We start from the raw sequence: 18,722 nt of genomic DNA, 5'->3' as shown, positions 1-18,722 counted from the left end.
CCCCGTCACAGCGCTGTGCCAGCATCGTGGAATAACGCCACTTTCCTCTCCATCGTTTCCGGGTAGAATGCTCGTTCGCATGCGGCCATGAGGGCTGCACGGGCGACTCATGGGGCCGCCCTCCATCCCTTTAGTGTGGAAGATCCTGCCGATATGTTTGCGCCTTTGTTAAAGAAACTTTTTGGAAGCAAGAACGAGCGTGAAGTCAAGCGCATGCTCAAGACGGTACAGACTGTCAATGCCTTCGAAGAGCAAATGGTGGCCCTTTCGGACGATCAGTTACGCGCCAAGACTGCCGAATTCAAGGACCGCATCGCCAAGGGGGAAACCCTTGACCAGCTCCTGCCCGAAGCCTTTGCGGTCGCCCGTGAAGCCGGCAAGCGGGTCATGGGCATGCGCCACTTCGACGTCCAGTTGATCGGCGGCATGACCTTGCACGAAGGCAAGATCGCCGAAATGCGGACCGGTGAGGGCAAGACCCTGGTGGCGACCCTGGGCGTGTACCTCAACGCGCTGTCCGGCAAGGGCGTGCACGTGGTGACGGTCAACGACTACCTGGCCCGCCGCGACGCCAACTGGATGCGCCCGCTCTACGAATTCCTCGGCCTGAGCGTCGGCGTCGTCACGCCGTTCCAGCCCCCGGAAGAGAAGCGCGCCGCCTACGCCTCCGACATCACCTACGGCACCAACAACGAATTCGGGTTCGACTATCTGCGCGACAACATGGCGTTCAGCATGGAAGAAAAATTCCAGCGTGAACTCAATTTTGCCGTGATCGACGAAGTCGACTCCATCCTCATCGACGAAGCCCGTACTCCGCTGATCATTTCCGGTCAGGCCGAGGACAGCTCCAAGCTGTACATCGAGATCAACAAGCTGATCCCGCAGCTCAAGTTGCACGTCGAGGAAGTCGAAGGCGAAGTGACCCAGGCCGGGCACTACACCGTTGACGAAAAGACCCGCCAGGTCGAACTCAACGAGGCCGGTCACCAGTTCGTCGAGGAAATGCTCACCCGTGTTGGTTTGCTGGCCGAAGGCGAGAGCCTGTACTCGGCCCATAACCTGGGCCTGCTGACCCACGTTTATGCCGGCCTGCGTGCCCACAAGCTGTTCCATCGCAACGTCGAATACATCGTGCAGGACGGCCAGGTCGTACTGGTGGACGAACACACCGGCCGTACCATGCCGGGGCGTCGCCTGTCCGAAGGCCTGCACCAAGCCATCGAAGCCAAGGAAGGCCTGAACATCCAGGCCGAGAGCCAGACCCTGGCCTCGACCACCTTCCAGAACTACTTCCGCCTGTACAACAAGTTGTCCGGCATGACCGGTACCGCGGACACCGAAGCGTTCGAGTTCCACCAGATCTACGGCCTGCAAGTGATGGTGATTCCACCGAACAAGCCGCTGGCCCGTAAAGACTACAACGACCTGGTGTTCCTGACCGCCGAAGAGAAGTACGCGGCGATCATCAACGACATCAAGGAATGCATGGCCCAGGGCCGTCCGATCCTGGTGGGTACCGCCACCATCGAAACCTCCGAGCACATGTCCGCCCTGCTCAACAAGGAAGGCATCGAGCACAAGGTGCTCAACGCCAAGTTCCACGAGAAGGAAGCCGAGATCATTGCCCAGGCCGGTCGCCCGGGTGCGCTGACCATCGCCACCAACATGGCCGGTCGTGGTACCGACATCCTCTTGGGCGGCAACTGGGAAGTGGAAGTCGCCAGCCTGGAAAACCCTACGCCTGAGCAGATCGCGCAGATCAAGGCCGACTGGCAGAAGCGTCACCAGCAGGTACTCGAGTCCGGCGGTTTGCAGGTGATCGCTTCCGAGCGTCACGAATCGCGCCGTATCGACAACCAATTGCGTGGCCGTGCCGGTCGCCAGGGCGACGCCGGTTCCAGCCGTTTCTACCTGTCCCTGGAAGACAGCCTGATGCGCATCTTCGCCTCTGACCGGGTGAAGAATTTCATGAAGGCCCTGGGCATGCAGCCAGGCGAGGCGATCGAGCACCGCATGGTGACCAACGCCATCGAGAAGGCCCAGCGCAAGGTCGAAGGCCGCAACTTCGATATCCGCAAGCAATTGCTGGAGTTCGATGACGTCAACAACGAACAGCGTAAAGTGATCTATCACATGCGTAACAGTTTGTTGGCCGCCGACAACATTGGCGAAACCATCGCCGATTTCCGCCAGGACGTGCTCAACGCCACCATCAGCGCCCATATCCCGCCACAGTCGCTGCCGGAGCAGTGGGACGTCGCTGGCCTGGAAGCCGCCTTGCAGAGCGACTTCGGTGTGGCATTGCCGATCCAGCAATGGCTCGACGAAGACGATCACCTGTATGAAGAAACCCTGCGCGAGAAGCTGCTGGCCGAACTGATCGCCGCCTACAACGAGAAGGAAGACCAGGCCGGCGCCGAGGCGCTGCGCTCCTTCGAGAAGCAGATTGTGCTGCGGGTACTGGACGACTTGTGGAAAGACCACCTGTCGACCATGGACCACCTGCGCCACGGTATCCATTTGCGTGGTTACGCCCAGAAGAACCCGAAGCAGGAGTACAAGCGCGAGTCCTTCACGCTGTTCTCCGAATTGCTCGACTCGATCAAGCGCGACTCGATCCGGGTGCTGTCCCACGTTCAGGTTCGCCGCGAAGACCCGGCCGAGGAAGAAGCCCGTCTGCGCCAGGAAGCCGAAGCCCTGGCTGCACGCATGCAGTTCGAACACGCCCAAGCCCCTGGCCTGGAAGTGGCCGCCGAAGAGGCCGTCGAAGTGGATGTCGCCCTGGCGACCGCACCGGTGCGCAACGAGCAGAAGCTGGGCCGTAACGAACTGTGCTATTGCGGTTCGGGCAAGAAATACAAGCATTGCCACGGGCAGATCCAATAAACCCGTTTCAACGCTGAACGACCCGCGCCGCGACAGGCCAGCCCCTGTCGCGGCGTTTTGCCATTTTGATTCGCCGTCTCGATGAAGCGGCATCGATTTATTTATTAAGGAGCGCATTCATGGCTGTTGGTCTTGGTCCGTTGCCAACGTTGCACCCGGTTGCCGGTTTTGAACTCGGTATTGCTTCGGCGGGCATCAAGCGCCCCGGGCGCAAGGATGTCGTGGTCATGCGTTGCGCCGAAGGCTCGACGGTCGCTGGCGTGTTCACCCTCAACGCCTTTTGCGCAGCTCCAGTGATCCTGGCCAAGCAGCGCGTGCAGGGGCCTGTGCGTTATCTGCTGACCAACACCGGTAACGCCAATGCCGGCACCGGCGCGCCAGGCCTGGCCGCTGCCGAACGCACCTGCGCCAAGCTGGCGGAACTGACCGGTGTCGACGCCAGCCAGGTACTGCCGTATTCCACCGGCGTGATCGGCGAGCCGCTGCCGGTCGAGAAGATCGAAGGCGCGCTGCAAGCCGCCCTCGATGACCTGTCGGAAAACAACTGGGCCGCCGCCGCCACCGGCATCATGACCACCGACACCCTGCCCAAGGGCGCGAGTCGCCAGTTCCAGCATGATGGCGTGACCGTCACCGTGACCGGTATCAGCAAAGGCGCCGGCATGATCCGCCCGAACATGGCGACCATGCTCGGCTACATCGCCACCGACGCCAAAGTCTCGCGCCAGGTGCTGCAAGACCTGATGCTTGACGGTGCCAACAAGTCGTTCAACCGCATCACCATCGACGGCGACACCTCCACCAACGACTGCTGCATGCTGATCGCCACCGGCAAGGCCAACCTGCCTGAAATCACCGAAGCCAGCGGCCCGCTGTTCGCCGCCTTGAAGCAGGCTGTTTTCGAAGTGTGCATGGAAGTGGCCCAGGCCATCGTGCGTGACGGCGAAGGCGCGACCAAATTCGTGACCGTGCAGGTCAACGGCGGTGGCAATCACCAGGAGTGCCTGGATGTTGGCTACACCGTGGCCCACTCGCCGCTGATCAAGACCGCACTGTTCGCCTCCGACCCGAACTGGGGCCGGATCCTCGCCGCCGTTGGCCGTGCTGGCGTGCCTGAGCTGGACGTGAGCAAGATCGACGTGTTCCTCGGTGAAGTCTGCATCGCCAGCCAAGGCGCCCGTGCTGCGACCTACACCGAAGCCCAAGGCGCGGCGGTGATGCAGCAGGAGGAGATCACCATCCGTATCGAACTGGGACGTGGGGATTGCAGCGAAACGATCTGGACCACCGACCTGTCCCACGAGTACGTGAAGATCAACGCTGAGTACCGGACTTAACACGCTCGGGACCGAGCTGCTCCAATCGCGAGCAGACACCTCAGAACCATAAGAAAGGAATTCACATGAGCCTGCACCTGATCATCGGCGACAAAGATCTATCCTCCTGGTCCCTGCGCGGCGCGTTGGCCCTGGCGCTGACCGGCGCGAAGTACACCGAAGAACTGGTCAGGCTCGATCAACCCGACACCCGCCAGAAGCTGCTCAAGTATTCGGCCACAGCCAAGGTCCCGTTGCTCAAGACCGAGTTCGGCGTGATCGCCGATTCCCTGGCGATTGCCGAATACCTGGCCGAACAGTTCCCCGATGCCGGTCTCTGGCCCAAGGATGTGGCCGCTCGGGCCCAGGCGCGCTCGGCCTGTGCACAAATGCACAGCGGCTTCTTCGCCATCCGCAGCAACATGCCCTTTGACCTGCTGCGCGATGCACCGCTGTCGCCCATGCCGGCCGACGTCCAGGTGGAAATCGAGCGGATGCTGGCGCTGTGGGCAGAATGCCGTGCCGCAGCGACCGAAACCGGTCCCTACCTGTTCGGCCGCGTGAGCCTGGCCGATGCATTTTTTGCCCCTGTTGCCGTGCGCTTGCGCACTTACCAGGTCAAACTGTCGGAGGTCGATGAGGCCTACGTCGAAACCCTTTATCGATGGCCGGCGTTCAAGGCGTGGCAACAAGCTGGCCTGGAGGACACTGCGCGGTGAAACGAGTCCATGTGGCGGCAGCGGTCATTCGCGATGCCGCCGGTAAAATCCTGATTGCCCGACGGGCCGACACCCAGCACCAGGGCGGCTTGTGGGAATTCCCCGGTGGCAAGGTCGAGGCCGATGAATCTGTCGAAACCGCCCTGGCCCGCGAACTTCATGAAGAGCTGGGCATTGTCGTCGATGCCGCGCGACCGTTGATCAAGGTGCGTCACGATTACCCGGACAAGCAGGTATTGCTGGATGTCTGGGAAGTCTCGGCGTTCACCGGCGAGCCCCACGGCGCCGAAGGGCAGCCGTTGGCCTGGGTGACGGCCCGTGATCTGACGAACCATGAGTTTCCGGCAGCCAATCAGCCGATCGTCGCGGCGGCCCGTTTGCCGGGTGAGTACCTGATCACCCCTGATGGCCTTGAGACGCCGACCTTACTGCGCGGCATACAGCAGGCGATTGCCGGCGGGATCAAGTTGGTCCAGCTACGTGCTCCCAACGGCTACGACCCGCAATACCGCGACCTGGCGGTGGACGCGGCGGGGCTGTGTGCCGGCAAGGCCCAGCTGATGCTCAAGGGACCGTTCGAATGGCTGGGGGATTTTCCTTCTGCCGGCTGGCACATCACCGCCGCGCAATTGCGCAAGCATGCAGCGGCCGGTCGACCGTTTGGCAAGGACCGCTGGCTGGCGGCCTCCTGCCATAACGCCGAGGAACTGTCCCTGGCGCAGCAGATGGACGTGGACTTCGTGACACTCTCGCCGGTGCAACCAACCCAGACCCATCCCGACGCACAGCCGCTGGGGTGGGCAGAGGCGGCGCGGTTGATCGAGGGCTTCGATAGGCCGGTTTACCTATTGGGTGGGGTCGGGCCTGGCGAGCGGCAAAAAGCCTGGGAGACCGGGGCGCAGGGTGTGGCGGGGATTCGGGCGTTCTGGCCAGGGGCTTGATTTTGTGGTGTGGCTGCTGGCCCCTTCGCGAGCAAGCCCGCTCCCACAGGGAGGCTGTGAACGCCGAAGATCGAGTGTGGGAGCTTGCTCGCGATGGCGGCCTCAGGAACGATTCAGTCCCCAGGCTTGGCCGCCGCCACCCAAAGTACCTCAGCCACCCCCTGCCGCCGGGCAATGATCCGCGCGGCCACAAACAGCAGGTCCGACAACCGATTGATATAGGCCAGCCCTGGCCCGGCCAATGGCTCCATGGCGTTCAATTGCTGGCAACGCCGCTCGGCACTGCGGGCCAGGCTGCGGCAGACATGCGCCAGGGCAATCAAGCTCGAACCGCCGGGCAGGATGAAATTTTCCAGCGGCCCCAATTCCTCGTTCCACACATCAATCGCGGTTTCCAGTCGCTCGACTTCTGCCATGTTCAGCGCCTGATAGGCCGGCATGGCCAGTTCGCCGCCGAGATCGAACAGCCGGTGCTGACAAGGTGTCAGCACGTCGATGACCTCCTTCAGTGCCGGGTATCGACCCATTTCAGCGGCCAGGCCGGCCAGTAACAACCCCAGCTGGCTGTTTAGCGTATCCACTTCGCCGATGGCTTCGACCCGTGGGTGGTCCTTCGCCACGCGGCGACCATCGCCCAACCCGGTTTCACCTTTGTCGCCGGTGCGGGTGTAAATCTTCGACAGGCGAAAACCCATGCTCAGCGCTCCAGTTGTTTGTTTTCCTGCGGCACCATCGGGGTGCTCGCCAGGGGCAGGCGCAAGGTGAAGCAGGTGCCTTGGCCCGGCGCCGACTGCACTTCCATCTGGCCCTTGTGGTTGTTGGTGATGATGAAATACGAGACCGACAGGCCAAGGCCCGTGCCCTGGCCTATCTCCTTGGTGGTGAAGAAAGGCTCGAAGGTGCGTTTGCGCACGTTCTCGCTCATGCCGATGCCGTTGTCCTCGACCTGGATTTCCGCCCACGGAGGATTCAACCGCGTGCGCAGGATAATGCGCCCCGGTTCGCTGTCGTCCTGGCGTTGGTGGATCGCTTGGGCGGCGTTTTTCAGCAGGTTGAGCAGCACCTGTTCCAATTCGTTGGCCGTGCCAGGTACCGGGCCCAGGTTCGGGTCGAATTGACGAATGATCGCCTGGCCCTTGAAGTCGAAACCGATTGCCAGGTCGAAGTCGTTGCCGGCGATTTCCACCGCTTGGTCGATCAGCGCCGGCAGGTCGCAAGGCGCCATCTGCCGGGTGCTGCGACGACTGAAGCTGAGCATGTGGGTGACGATTTTCGCCGCCCGGGCGCCGGCCTGCTGGATGCCGTCGAGCAACTGCGGAATCTCCCGGCTCTGCAGGTAACGATTGACCACCGGCAGGTCGATGCCCAGTTGCTCGGCCTGTTCGAGGTTCTTGGGCAACTCCGGCGACAGGCGTCGGCGGATGTTCTGCACGTTGTGCAGGATCGCCCCCAGCGGGTTGTTGATTTCATGGGCCATGCCCGCCGCGAGACCGCCGACCGAGAGCATTTTCTCCGATTGCACCATCATTTCTTCCAGCGACAGGCGCTGGGTGATGTCATCGATCCGGATGACCACGCCACGCCCGGCGCCGCCCATCAGTGGGTAGAAGGTGAGGGCGTAATGCCGGGCTTCGTCGTCCTTGGTCCAGGTGACGCGTTCGATCTTGGCCACTGTGTGTTGCTCGACGGTCTGCTTGAGCTGCGGCAGGTAGGGTTTGAGCGGTTCGAAGGCGAGGAAGATCGGCTGGTTCAGCGCTTCGTCCAGCCGTGTGCCGGAGAGGGCGCTGGCTTCCTGGTTCCATTGGGTGACATAGAGCTGTTCGTCGAGGGCGATCAGCGCCGAGGGCATGGAGTCGATGATGCTGTTGAGGTAATTCTGAAAGCCCGTGAGTTTTTTCTCGATCTTGCTGCGCACCTGGACTTCCAGCTCCAGCTTGCGATTGGTATGGCGGGTTTCTTCCGCCAGGCCCTGGGCCTGGTCGTAAGCGGCCTGGGAGTCGTCCCGCGCGCGCTTGAGTTGCTGTTCCCGGGCTTCGATCCGCGAGAGCATGGTGTTGAACGCCTCGGCCAGGCTACCGATCTCATCGTGGTTGCCGCGTGCGGCACGCAGGGCATAGTTCTCTTCGCGGGTGACCTGGCGTGACAGTTCTTCGAGTTGATGAATCGGCCGGGTGATCAGGCGCTTGATCTGCTGGGCAATGACCAGCCATAGCAACACGCTGAAAATCAGGATGCCGAGGCTGGCGGTCAGGGTGCCGGTGTAGAACGCGGTCGGCAATTCGCTGCTGGCCACCAGTAACAGATGGCCGGGCAGCGTGCCGGGACGGGGCAGGGTAATGATCTGGTTGCTGCGAAACTCGCCCGCCTGCCAGGCTTGTATGTTGCGGTATTGGTCCGGCAGCTTGAGCTTTTCGCCCTGTTGCAGTTGTGCCAGGCGTTCGCCCTGGCCGTCGTACAGCGCCGCCGCCCGTAGCGGTGCGTAGCTGTTGAGCTCATCGAGCAAGCGCTGGGCGCTTTGTGGCGATTGCAGGGCGTCGGAAATCAGGCTCGGGTTGGCCACCAGTCGGCCAATGGTCTGCAGGGCCTGGGGCGCCATGCTTTCCTGGGAAATGTAGTAGGCGGCGCTGATAAAGGTCAGGTTGGCCACTAGCAGGACAGTGGTCAACAACACCAACAGGGCGGCCAGCAGTTTCTGGCCGACCGGGAGGTTTTCAAGGCGCTGGCGCAATGGCATCAGACTCGTCGCTAAAAAGGAACACGAGGGCCAGCGTAGCCGCTGCTCAGTCGCTGGGCAATCCGAGGTTGTGCAAGTGGACAATCAGTCGCTGGCGCAGTTGTTCCAGGTGCGGCACGGTCAGCTCGTGGCGTTGGGCGATCTTGCAGGCATAACCGAGCAAGTAGCTGATTTCAGTGCGGCGCCGATTGGCGACATCCTGGTACATCGAGGAGTAATTGGCGGCCGTGGCCTGGATCACCCGTTCGACTTCCGGCTGCAAATCTTCGGCCGCCGCGGGCTGGCCGCAACGTTCGAGCAGGTCGGTGAGCTCTGCACACAGGGTCGCCACTTCGCAGCGGTGTTCCTGCAAACCGCCGTTCTTGCAGTGATGCAGCACGGTCAGCGGGTTGATTGCGCAGTTGAGCGCCAGCTTGCGCCAGAGCCGGATGAGGATGTCGGCGCTCCATTCATGGGGAATGCCGGCAGCGGCCAGGTCGTCGAGCCAGAACGGCGCCACGGGGTGAGCAGGATCGCCCAGCCAGGTGTAGCCGTGGCCGGCGAACACCACGCGCCAGTCACCGTCGCGGAACGCGCCTTCGGTGCTGGAGGCGCTGATGCATCGGGCTTGGGGCGCGCAATTGGCCACCGCGTCCTGGCTGCCGAGGCCGTTCTGCAGCAGGATCAGTTCCGATTCGGCGTCCAGGCGGTGGGCCACCGAGGCCACGGCGGCTTCGGCGTCGTAGGCTTTGCAGGCCAATAGCAGTCGCCTGATTGGTTCCGGGCTGTCCGCCGTTTCGCCAGGTATCGGGTAGCTCTGCGCCAGGCCCTGTTCCACCAGCGTCAGGCCGCCGGCGCTACGGTAGGCCTGCAGGCGGGCTTCGTTGCGCAGCACCAGCCGCACCGGCAACCCGGCCCGGGCCAGGCGCGTGGCCCACAACGTGCCGAGACTGCCGGCCCCCAGGACATGCCAGGTGGTGGACATCAGTTTTTTACTCGGATTGGCGCTGGCATCTGAGGGCTCGCAGTGTCGGCAGGAAAAGAGCCGTTATAATGAGCCCGATTTTAACCACAAGCCAAGCGCGCGCCGTTGATACTGGCGCGCCTTTTTATTTGGAGAACACTACATGCCGTCATTCGACGTGGTATCCGAACTGGACAAGCACGAAGTCACCAACGCGGTTGAAAACGCCGTCAAGGAACTCGACCGTCGTTATGACCTCAAGGGCAAGGGCAGTTTCGAGTTCAAGGAAAAAGACCTGACCGTGAACCTGACCGCCGAGGCCGACTTCCAGCTCGAGGCGATGATCGAGATCCTCAAGCTGGCCCTGGTCAAGCGCAAGATCGACGTGCAGTGCCTTGAGGTCAAGGATGCCTATGCCTCGGGCAAGCTGATGAAACAGGAAGCCGTGCTCAAGGAAGGCATCGACAAGGAACTGGCGAAGAAGATCGTCGCTCATATCAAGGACGCCAAGCTCAAGGTGCAAGCCGCCATCCAGGGCGAGCAGGTGCGGGTCACCGGCAAAAAGCGTGACGACTTGCAGGAAGCCATTGCGGCACTGCGGGGCAAGGAATTCGGCATGCCGCTGCAATTCAACAACTTCCGCGACTGATACTTCGGTTGTATGGAAATTCTGTGACGGGGGGCTTGTGTAGGAGCTGCCGGAGGCTGCGATCTTTTGATCTTTTGATCGTTCGCTTGAGACTCAAGTGTCTGGGGAAAGATCGCAGCCTCGTTGCACTCGACAGCTCCTACACAGCTCCTACACAGCTCCTACAGGGCTCTACAGGGCTTCTATATGGGGCTTCTATGCAGCTCCCAGGTTTCTTCGTCAGAGATGCCGCGTGCAACAGAAATAAGGAGAGTTAGATGGACTTGAATGCTGAAGTGGACAACCTGGTCAGGGCTTCCCAGGCCTGGATCCCCATGATCATGGAATACGGCAGCCGCGTGCTGCTGGCGGTCATCACCCTGGCCATCGGCTGGTGGTTGATCAACAAAGTGACACGCAAACTGGGCGCGCTGCTGGCCCTGCGTAACGCCGACCTGGCATTGCAAGGGTTTATCAGTACCCTGGCCAACGTCATTCTGAAGATATTGCTCATCGTCAGCGTCGCTTCGATGATCGGTGTGGAAACCACTTCGTTCGTCGCCGCCATCGGTGCCGCCGGCCTGGCGATTGGCCTAGCCTTGCAGGGCAGCCTGGCGAACTTCGCCGGCGGCGTGCTGATCCTGCTGTTCCGTCCGTTCCGCATCGGCGACTGGATCGAAGCCCAAGGTGTGGCCGGTACGGTCGACAGCATCCAGATCTTCCACACGGTGATTCGCACCGGTGACAACAAGACTGTCATCGTGCCAAACGGCAATCTGTCGAACGGCATCATCACCAACACCAATCGCCAGCCGACCCGCAAGGTGGTGTTCGATGTCGGCGTGGATTACCAGGCCGACCTGCAAAAGGCCCGGGAAGTGTTGCTGGCGCTGGCCAAGGATGAGCGCGTGCTGGCTGATCCGGCCCCGCAAGCAGTGATTTCTACCTTGGGCGACAGCTCTATCACTGTGTCACTGCGGATATGGGTCAAGACGGCTGATTATTGGGATGTCATGTTCATGCTCAATGAACAGGCGCGCGATCGTTTGAAGGACGCGGGTATTGATATTCCGTTCCCACAACGTGTTATTCGTATGGTCCACGAAGGTGCTGCACAGTAACGGTTTGACTGTATGGGATTATTGTTAGTTAGCTTGCTAATTACAAAGTTGCTTTAAACTGACATGCCATAAGCACAAAAAAACCGCTCACCTGAATCAGGTGAGCGGTTTTTGTTTGTTACGGTGCAGCTATCGAATTAGCACTGAATTACAAGATGCTCAGTGGGTATTCGACGATGAAGCGGAAGTCGTTGACGTTACCACCATCATAGGCATTGTTCGAACGAGCGATTGCGCTACGAATGCGGAGGGACAGGTCTTTCGCTGGGCCGCTTTGCAGAACGTACTTGGTCTCGAAGTCGAACTCATGCTCTTTACCTTCACCGGAAGCAGTGGTGATGTTGTCGCCTTTGACGTAGCGAGTCATGAAGCTCAGGCCAGGAACGCCGTAGGACTTCATGTTCAGGTCGTAGCGAGCTTGCCAGGAGCGCTCGTCCTCACCGTTGAAGTCGGAGTATTGGATGGAGTTGGCGAGGAAGATAGTGCCACCGCCGTCTACTGCGCCGTACTTATAGCCGCTATCACCCGAGGAGCGTTGGTGCGCCAAGGTGAACTTGTGAGCGCCGACGCTATAGGCTGCCGCGAGGGACCAGATGCGGTTGTCAACGTCACCGTCCAGCTCCTGACCTTGGCTTTTGCTGTCATAGCCGTTGAAGTCGAGGTTCAGGGACTGATCCTCGCTGATCGGCATGGTGTAGTTCAGGTTCAGGTACTTTTTCTTGTAGTAGTCTTCGATGTCGGAAGCAGCTACACCGGCTACAAAGTTGTCAGTGAACTGGTAGGTTGCACCGGCAATGTCAGCCGTCTTCAAGCCGAGGCTGTCGCGGCCCATTTGGTCCTGGTCACGCATGGCAGTGAAGCGACCGGCGCTCAATTCGAGACCTTTGATTTCCTTGCTGGTGATCAAAGTACCGGTGGCGACTTCTGGCAGCAGACGGCTGTCGTCTGTAGAGAAGACTGGACTGGCAACGTACTGGTTGCCGTACTTCAGAACAGTGTCGGAGAAACGGAACTTGACCGCGCCGCCAGCGCTGGATTGGGTGTCTTCCGGATGGCCTTCGCTATCCTTGCCGAACATGCCGTTACCGGTACGACCGGCGCCGCTGTCCAGTTTGACCATGCCATTAGCCAGCGCGTCCAGACCAAAACCAATGGTGCCTTGGGTAAAGCCCGACTCGTAAACAGCCTGTACACCCAGGCCTGTTTCTTCGCGATAACCTTTTTTACGAGTTTTGTTAGGGGTGGACTGGCTGTTGGATTCACCGTGTTTGAAATCACGGTTCATGTACAGCATACGACTTTTGACATTCAGGCTCTGATCTTCAAAAAAGCCCTTGGATTCTTCCTGGGAAGAGGCCATTGCGAACTGCGAAACGCTGGCCGATACAGCCAGTGCGATCATGCTCCACTTCATCACGCGCATCGTGATTTGCTCCTTTGGTTTTTAGAAGAGTACTGCCGTCCCACCTGTTTTTTTATCTGGGCGGCTCTTTCTTTTTGTGTCGGCGCAAACTTATATCACGCCGACATTATTGGCGATACTTGCCCATTCAACCTTTCAGCTTCTTTACGACCATGTCGCCAATGGCTCGATCCATGTCGTATTCAGCTCATCCGACGCAACCGTGTTCACAACTCTAATGTTGTTTTTCTTTTCCGGCATCGGTGTAAAGAGTCCGTCATTACCGCGCTTGAAGCTCCTGAGGGCAGCCTTGCCACTTTAATTTGTATGTCGGCAGGTTCCCGCTTCCGGCGAGACCTTTGGACAGTGCGGGGATGAATGCAACAAGCATGCTCAAACCCGATTTTCGTTTACATTTTTTTCACATCTTACCGATTGAAGCGGTGAAACCTCATGAAACCGGGCTCCAAAGGCCTTGTTTTAAATAGGGTTGACTCGTGTGCGTCTCTCGTGTTTGACGCCGACAAACGTGGCGAGACAACCAAAAACGTTACCGGTTCACCCTACCCAGTGAGTAAATCACGGATACTTTGTGCACTGAGCGTAGACCCACTGTGCTGTTTTGGTGCAAAAAATTTTCAAGCTGTACGAAAATTTTCCAGCCTCGATGCCTTTCCCGAGCCCTGGCACGGTCCTGTCAGGAGCGTGTCGTGTCGCTTGCGCTGTGTTGGTGCGCCTGCATGCACAGGTTGATGCCGTGCGTTGAGAAAAACATTCGAAGGCCGGGTATCCGGACGGTACGCCGTGATCGATCCCGCGTTCGAAGGTATGCTGCGTATCTGAGTCCGGTGCAGGCCTGCGGGCCGCCAACCGGGCAGAACCGATAACGAGCGAGGAGTACGCGCGGTGTTCGCTTTAGATCCACGACTGCAACAAGACACATTGCCCATCGGTGATTTCCCGTTGTGCCGGTTGCTCTTGTCCAACGATTCGAACTACCCGTGGTTCATTCTCGTACCGCGGCGGGAAGATATCAGCGAATTGTTTCAATTGGATGACGCTGATCAGCAACAGCTGTGGAAAGAAACCACGGCGCTGGCCGAAACCCTCAAGGATTCGTTCGATGCCGGCAAGATGAACGTTGCAACCCTGGGTAACGTCGTCAGTCAATTGCACATGCATGTCATCGTGCGTAGGCGTGATGATGCCGCCTGGCCTGCGCCGGTCTGGGGCAAGCACCCGGCGCAGCCTTATAATGCAGGGCAGGTCGCGGCGATTCGTGAACGGTTGCGGGTGGCCTTGACCGATGATTTCAAGTTTCTGGAGGGCTGAATCATGAACCTTGAAGACCGCGTGACCGATCTGGAAAGCCGCTTGGCGTTTCAGGATGACACCATCCAGGCATTGAATGATGTACTTGTGGAGCAACAGCGGGTCGTCGAGCGTCTGCAGCTGCAGATGGCGGCGTTGCTCAAGCGCCAGGAAGAAATGGCCGGGCAGTTCGAGTCGTTCGAAGAAGAGGCACCGCCTCCTCACTACTGATTGAGCCCGACTCCCGTTTGACGGGCAATAAAAAACCGCGAGCAGCCAGGCTGCATCGCGGTTTTTTTACGCTTGGATCAGCGGCGCGGCAGCGCGGCGATCACATCTTCGGCCTGCAGGCCCTTGTCGCGGTTCATCACGGAGAACTCCACGCGCTGGCCTTCCACCAGGACGCGATGGCCTTCGCCACGAATGGCCCGGAAATGCACGAAAATGTCATCGCCGGAGTCGCGGGAGATGAAGCCGAACCCTTTGGAGGTGTTGAACCACTTCACCGTGCCGGTATCGCGGTTGGACATGTCGTAGTTCTGCGCAGCGGCGGCCGGCGCCGACTTCTTGTAGAAGCTGACGGCCAGGTGCAGTGCCACGGCGAGCAGTGCTGCACCCAGGCTGAACACAATGGCCGGTTGACCACCGATTTGCGGCATAGGCGCCAGCAGGGCCAGGGTTTGCAGGGCAACGGCCAGCACCAGCAGGACGCTGACCAGGTTTTGCAGTTGGTGACGTGGACCTTTGTTCCAGTAAGGGATGACGGGTGCAAGGGTCAGGTTGAGCAGGCCGAAAAAGGCCAGGTACAGTGCATCGGGGTGTTGCAGGTAAGGTGTGGCTTCGGAACCCAGGCTAGGGATGAAGGACAGCAGCAGGGCAGCTGCGCCCATTAGCAAGTGGACGATTTTCAACATTTTGATTGGCTCACGGTTAAGACAGATCACTAAGGAAGAGCTGGTCGGGGGCGGTTCGCTTCGAAACAATGAGAGGCGTTGGACACGTACCCGAATCAGCCTATGCGCCACACCCGGGAAAATAAGCGTAGCGACACACTGCCTATTTAACAGCAAAGCCCCGGCCTTCTCAAACTCGTTACGGGCGCGTACCGCGCTGTTCGTCGGCCAGAAAAGACCAGCCGCTGCTTGAAGGTGCCAGGCAAACGGCGTTGAATCCTACGGGGCGTCGGAACCGCTCGCTGTCCTGGCTTGTCGGTTCAGGAGGGCTGGCGATCTGTCGCAGGCCATAGGCGGCCAAAACCACTAGAGTTTGGGGCGTTGTCGAATTCATCACCGTCAGGAGATCAACCAACATGGCAATTGATATCGGTATCAGTGAAGAAGACCGCAAGTCCATCGTCGACGGGCTTTCGCGCCTGCTGTCGGACACCTATGTGCTGTATCTCAAGACCCACAATTTCCACTGGAACGTCACAGGGCCCATGTTTCGGACCCTGCACCTGATGTTCGAGGAGCAATACAATGAGCTGGCCCTGGCGGTGGATCTGATTGCCGAGCGAATTCGCGCCCTGGGTTTCCCGGCCCCAGGGGCCTACTCGGTGTACGCGCGCTTGTCTTCTATTAAGGAAGAGGAAGGGGTGCCGGGTGCCGAAGACATGATCCGGCAGCTGGTCGAGGGTCAGGAAGCGGTAACGCGTACGGCCCGTGGCATCTTTCCTTTATTGGACAAGGTCAGCGATGAGCCCACCGCCGACTTGCTGACCCAGCGCATGCAGGTTCACGAAAAGACCGCGTGGATGCTGCGCGCGTTGCTGGAGGGACAGTGACCCCCCCCAGGCAGGTGCTGACGTGGAGTGGGCAGCATTCCCAGCGAGCGGCGTGTAGGACGGCGTAATTCGTCGCCTGCCTGCTGTTGGCTTGTCCTACGTCCATGGTCATAAAATCGTCTGGAACTGGCGATGCCGTTGAGCTTCCATAGAGCCACAGATGGATTGTTCCAGCTGAGAGGCTCGTATGGCAAAGGAGTGTCAACGGTATGATTCAAGGAAAAGAACCGGGGGAGGGGGGGCATGGGCGTTTCCAGCCCATCAGCGTCGATCCGTTCGTCAGGGGGTTCGATATGCAGTTGGTGCGTCCCCTGGCCCGGTCCATTCGTCTGAACGGGTTCGCCACCTGTCTGCGGCTGGAACAGGTCTATTGGGATATCCTCGGCGACATGGCCCAGCTCAACAGCTGCTCCATCAGTACGTTGCTGTCCCATGTCGACAGGGAAGTGCACCTGCGCCATGGCGGGGTGCGCAATTTTAGCGCGCTGGTGCGTGTGGTTTGCGTGGTGCACAGTTTGAAGGAGGCGGGAATGGATCATGGTGCGGCGTAGGCGCTGCCCAAGGCTGCGATCTTTTGATCTTGATCTTGATTTCGCTTGCGACTCAAGTGTCTGGGGCAAGATCGCAGCCTCGTTGCACTCGTCAGCTCCTACACGCGGTCTTACGGCTGCACAGGCCGCATTTAATGGATATAATCCCGCTCTTTGCCGCAAAGCCCAGCCTTTGCGCGAGTAACCTGATCGCCGAGACAACCCCCATGCCGATGTACGATTATCAATGTGCTTCCTGTGGTCATCAGATGGAAGCCATTCAAAAGATCAGCGCGGCACCGCTGGTCGACTGCCCTGCCTGCCAGGCGCCAGAACTGAAAAAGATGCTGTCCATGCCAGGTTTCCGCCTCGGCGGCACAGGCTGGTATGAAACCGACTTCAAGACCGGCGCCAAGAAGAATTTGGCCGGTGGCGACAAAGCTGATTGAGTTGAACACGCGCGAGTGCTTGCACGGGCAGGTCCTCCAACCGAATTTCGAATTACGAGAAGTGAAACCACTACCATGATGCGCAGCCATTATTGCGGCCAACTGAACGAAAGCCTGGAAGGTCAGGAAGTTACTCTTTGCGGATGGGTCCATCGTCGCCGTGACCATGGCGGGGTGATTTTCCTCGATATCCGTGATCGTGAAGGCCTGGCCCAGGTGGTATTCGATCCGGACCGCGCTGACACCTTCGCCACCGCCGACCGCGTGCGCAGCGAATACGTGGTCAAGATCACCGGTAAGGTGCGCCTGCGTCCGGCCGGTGCCGGCAACGCCAACATGGCGTCCGGCATGATCGAAGTGCTGGGCTATGAGCTGGAAGTGCTCAACGAGTCGGAAACCCCGCCGTTCCCTCTCAACGAATACTCCGACGTGGGCGAAGAAACCCGCCTGCGCTATCGCTTCATCGACCTGCGTCGCCCGGAAATGGCCGAGAAGCTGCGCCTGCGTTCGCGCATGACCACCAGCATCCGTCGTTACCTGGACGAGAACGGCTTCCTCGACGTCGAGACGCCGATCCTGACCCGCGCCACGCCGGAAGGCGCCCGCGACTACCTGGTGCCGAGCCGTACCCACCCCGGCAGCTTCTTCGCCTTGCCGCAATCGCCTCAGCTGTTCAAGCAGTTGCTGATGGTGGCCGGGTTCGATCGCTACTATCAGATCGCCAAGTGCTTCCGCGACGAAGACCTGCGTGCCGACCGTCAGCCTGAGTTCACTCAGATCGACATCGAGACCAGCTTCCTCGACGAAAAAGACATCATGGGCCTGACCGAAGGCATGATCCGCAACCTGTTCAAGGAAGTGCTGGGTCTGGAATTCGGCGAGTTCCCGCACATGACCTTCGAGGAGGCCATGCGCCGCTACGGTTCCGACAAGCCGGACCTGCGTAACCCGCTGGAACTGGTGGACGTGGCCGATCAGCTCAAGGACGTCGAGTTCAAGGTGTTCAGCGGCCCGGCCAACGACCCGAAATGCCGTATCGCGGCCCTGCGCGTTCCTGGCGGTGCCAGCATGCCGCGCAAGCAGATCGACGACTACACCAAGTTCGTCGGCATCTACGGGGCCAAGGGCCTGGCCTACATCAAGGTCAACGAACGCGCCGCGGGTGTTGATGGCCTGCAATCGCCAATCGTGAAGAACATCCCGGAAGCCAACCTCAATGTGATCCTCGATCGCGTGGGCGCAGTTGACGGCGACATCGTGTTCTTCGGCGCCGACAAGGCCAAGATCGTCAGCGAAGCCCTGGGCGCGCTGCGTATCAAGCTGGGTCACGACCTGAAGCTGCTGACTTGCGAGTGGGCGCCAATGTGGGTCGTTGACTTCCCGATGTTCGAAGAAAACGACGACGGCAGCTTCTCTGCACTGCATCACCCGTTCACCGCGCCGAAGTGCTCGCCGCAAGAGTTGGAGGCCAACCCGGCCACCGCTCTGTCGCGCGCTTACGACATGGTCCTGAACGGCACCGAGCTGGGTGGCGGTTCGATCCGTATCCATCGCAAGGAAATGCAACAGGCGGTGTTCCGTCTGCTGGGCATCGACGAAGCCGAGCAGGAAGAGAAGTTCGGCTTCCTGCTCGACGCCCTGAAATACGGCGCGCCGCCCCACGGTGGCCTGGCCTTCGGCCTGGACCGCCTGGTGATGCTGATGACGGGCGCCCAGTCGATCCGTGAAGTGATCGCATTCCCGAAAACCCAGAGCGCGGCCGATGTCATGACCCAGGCGCCGGGTGTGGTGGATGCCAAGGCGCTGCGCGAGTTGCACATCCGTCTGCGTGAACAGCCAAAGGCTGAGTAAGGCTGGCACCTGAGAGGGCGCATCTTCGGATGCGCCTTTTCATTGGGGTCGATATTTCTGGTTGCCGGCGGTTGCGCAAGCGCAGGGCGGGCAATAGTTTCAAAG

At 59.9% G+C, this 18,722-nt stretch carries 17 protein-coding genes; 12 read left to right on the top strand and 5 right to left on the bottom strand.

Features of this window, described 5'->3' with window-relative positions:
• Window positions 1–153 precede the first annotated feature (153 nt).
• The 4 genes from secA to AC09SL_RS10345 all read left to right on the top strand — a co-directional run bounded on the left by secA (window position 154) and on the right by AC09SL_RS10345 (window position 5,865).
• Window positions 154–2,889, top strand: a complete 2,736-nt coding sequence (secA, locus tag AC09SL_RS10360; RefSeq protein ID WP_058542627.1) for a preprotein translocase subunit SecA — start codon at window positions 154–156, stop codon at window positions 2,887–2,889.
• A gap of 119 nt (window positions 2,890–3,008) precedes the next feature.
• Window positions 3,009–4,226 carry a bifunctional glutamate N-acetyltransferase/amino-acid acetyltransferase ArgJ gene (gene argJ, locus AC09SL_RS10355; RefSeq protein WP_058542626.1) on the top strand — a complete coding sequence of 406 codons (1,218 nt, stop codon included), beginning with the start codon at window positions 3,009–3,011 and terminating at the stop codon, window positions 4,224–4,226.
• 65 nt (window positions 4,227–4,291) lie between these two features.
• Window positions 4,292–4,924: a glutathione S-transferase family protein gene (locus tag AC09SL_RS10350; RefSeq protein WP_058542625.1), complete on the top strand. Its 633-nt coding sequence runs from the start codon at window positions 4,292–4,294 to the stop codon at window positions 4,922–4,924.
• The gene (locus AC09SL_RS10345; protein ID WP_058542624.1) at window positions 4,921–5,865 is read left to right on the top strand and encodes a Nudix family hydrolase; all 945 of its coding nucleotides are present in this window, start codon (window positions 4,921–4,923) and stop codon (window positions 5,863–5,865) included. The genes AC09SL_RS10350 and AC09SL_RS10345 overlap by 4 nt, the downstream gene beginning before the upstream one ends.
• A 113-nt stretch (window positions 5,866–5,978) precedes the next feature.
• Here AC09SL_RS10345 and AC09SL_RS10340 read toward each other — a convergent pair whose 3' ends face one another.
• The 3 genes from AC09SL_RS10340 to AC09SL_RS10330 are packed head-to-tail and all read right to left on the bottom strand — an operon-like array spanning window position 5,979 to window position 9,563.
• Window positions 5,979–6,560, bottom strand: coding sequence for a cob(I)yrinic acid a,c-diamide adenosyltransferase (locus tag AC09SL_RS10340; RefSeq protein ID WP_058542623.1), 582 nt, complete (start codon window positions 6,558–6,560; stop codon window positions 5,979–5,981).
• A 2-nt stretch (window positions 6,561–6,562) separates the two neighbouring features.
• Window positions 6,563–8,599, bottom strand: a complete 2,037-nt coding sequence (locus AC09SL_RS10335) for a sensor histidine kinase (protein WP_058542622.1) — start codon at window positions 8,597–8,599, stop codon at window positions 6,563–6,565.
• 46 nt (window positions 8,600–8,645) lie between these two features.
• Window positions 8,646–9,563 carry a putative 2-dehydropantoate 2-reductase gene (locus AC09SL_RS10330; RefSeq protein WP_058542621.1) on the bottom strand — a complete coding sequence of 306 codons (918 nt, stop codon included), beginning with the start codon at window positions 9,561–9,563 and terminating at the stop codon, window positions 8,646–8,648.
• A 142-nt stretch (window positions 9,564–9,705) separates the two neighbouring features.
• Here AC09SL_RS10330 and AC09SL_RS10325 point away from each other — a divergent pair, with 142 nt between their 5' ends.
• Both AC09SL_RS10325 and AC09SL_RS10320 read left to right on the top strand, forming a co-directional pair.
• Window positions 9,706–10,191, top strand: a complete 486-nt coding sequence (locus tag AC09SL_RS10325) for a YajQ family cyclic di-GMP-binding protein (protein ID WP_003205057.1) — start codon at window positions 9,706–9,708, stop codon at window positions 10,189–10,191.
• Window positions 10,192–10,448: 257 nt separating this feature from the next.
• On the top strand, window positions 10,449–11,291 hold the full coding sequence (locus tag AC09SL_RS10320; protein ID WP_058542620.1) for a mechanosensitive ion channel family protein: 843 nt from the start codon (window positions 10,449–10,451) through the stop codon (window positions 11,289–11,291).
• 148 nt (window positions 11,292–11,439) lie between these two features.
• On the opposite strand, the gene AC09SL_RS10315 is transcribed toward AC09SL_RS10320, so the two are convergent.
• On the bottom strand, window positions 11,440–12,714 hold the full coding sequence (locus AC09SL_RS10315) for an OprD family porin (RefSeq protein WP_058542619.1): 1,275 nt from the start codon (window positions 12,712–12,714) through the stop codon (window positions 11,440–11,442).
• Between the two features lie 885 nt (window positions 12,715–13,599).
• On the opposite strand from AC09SL_RS10315, the gene AC09SL_RS10310 reads away from it, so the two are divergent.
• Window positions 13,600–14,025: an HIT family protein gene (locus tag AC09SL_RS10310; RefSeq protein WP_058542618.1), complete on the top strand. Its 426-nt coding sequence runs from the start codon at window positions 13,600–13,602 to the stop codon at window positions 14,023–14,025.
• A gap of 3 nt (window positions 14,026–14,028) precedes the next feature.
• Window positions 14,029–14,235: a SlyX family protein gene (locus tag AC09SL_RS10305; RefSeq protein WP_042728752.1), complete on the top strand. Its 207-nt coding sequence runs from the start codon at window positions 14,029–14,031 to the stop codon at window positions 14,233–14,235.
• Between the two features lie 77 nt (window positions 14,236–14,312).
• Here the strand turns inward: AC09SL_RS10305 and AC09SL_RS10300 are convergent, their stop codons facing one another.
• Window positions 14,313–14,918, bottom strand: coding sequence for a cold-shock protein (locus tag AC09SL_RS10300; protein ID WP_058542617.1), 606 nt, complete (start codon window positions 14,916–14,918; stop codon window positions 14,313–14,315).
• A gap of 395 nt (window positions 14,919–15,313) precedes the next feature.
• Between AC09SL_RS10300 and AC09SL_RS10295 the strand changes: the two genes are divergently transcribed.
• From AC09SL_RS10295 to aspS, 4 genes are all read left to right on the top strand, one after another.
• A complete protein-coding gene (locus tag AC09SL_RS10295; protein WP_014339923.1) occupies window positions 15,314–15,787 on the top strand; it encodes a Dps family protein in 474 nt (157 codons plus the stop codon).
• Between the two features lie 209 nt (window positions 15,788–15,996).
• Window positions 15,997–16,338 (top strand): ribbon-helix-helix domain-containing protein, encoded by a 342-nt coding sequence (locus AC09SL_RS10290; RefSeq protein ID WP_058542616.1) that lies wholly within the window; start codon window positions 15,997–15,999, stop codon window positions 16,336–16,338.
• A 206-nt stretch (window positions 16,339–16,544) separates the two neighbouring features.
• Entirely contained in the window at window positions 16,545–16,766 is a 222-nt protein-coding gene (locus AC09SL_RS10285) for an FmdB family zinc ribbon protein (RefSeq protein WP_003178589.1), read from the top strand.
• Between the two features lie 75 nt (window positions 16,767–16,841).
• Window positions 16,842–18,617, top strand: coding sequence for an aspartate--tRNA ligase (aspS, locus tag AC09SL_RS10280; RefSeq protein WP_058542615.1), 1,776 nt, complete (start codon window positions 16,842–16,844; stop codon window positions 18,615–18,617).
• Window positions 18,618–18,722 lie beyond the last annotated feature (105 nt).

Source organism: Pseudomonas sp. PF05, from assembly GCF_056521845.1.
This window is presented reverse-complemented; position numbering and strand designations above follow the sequence as displayed.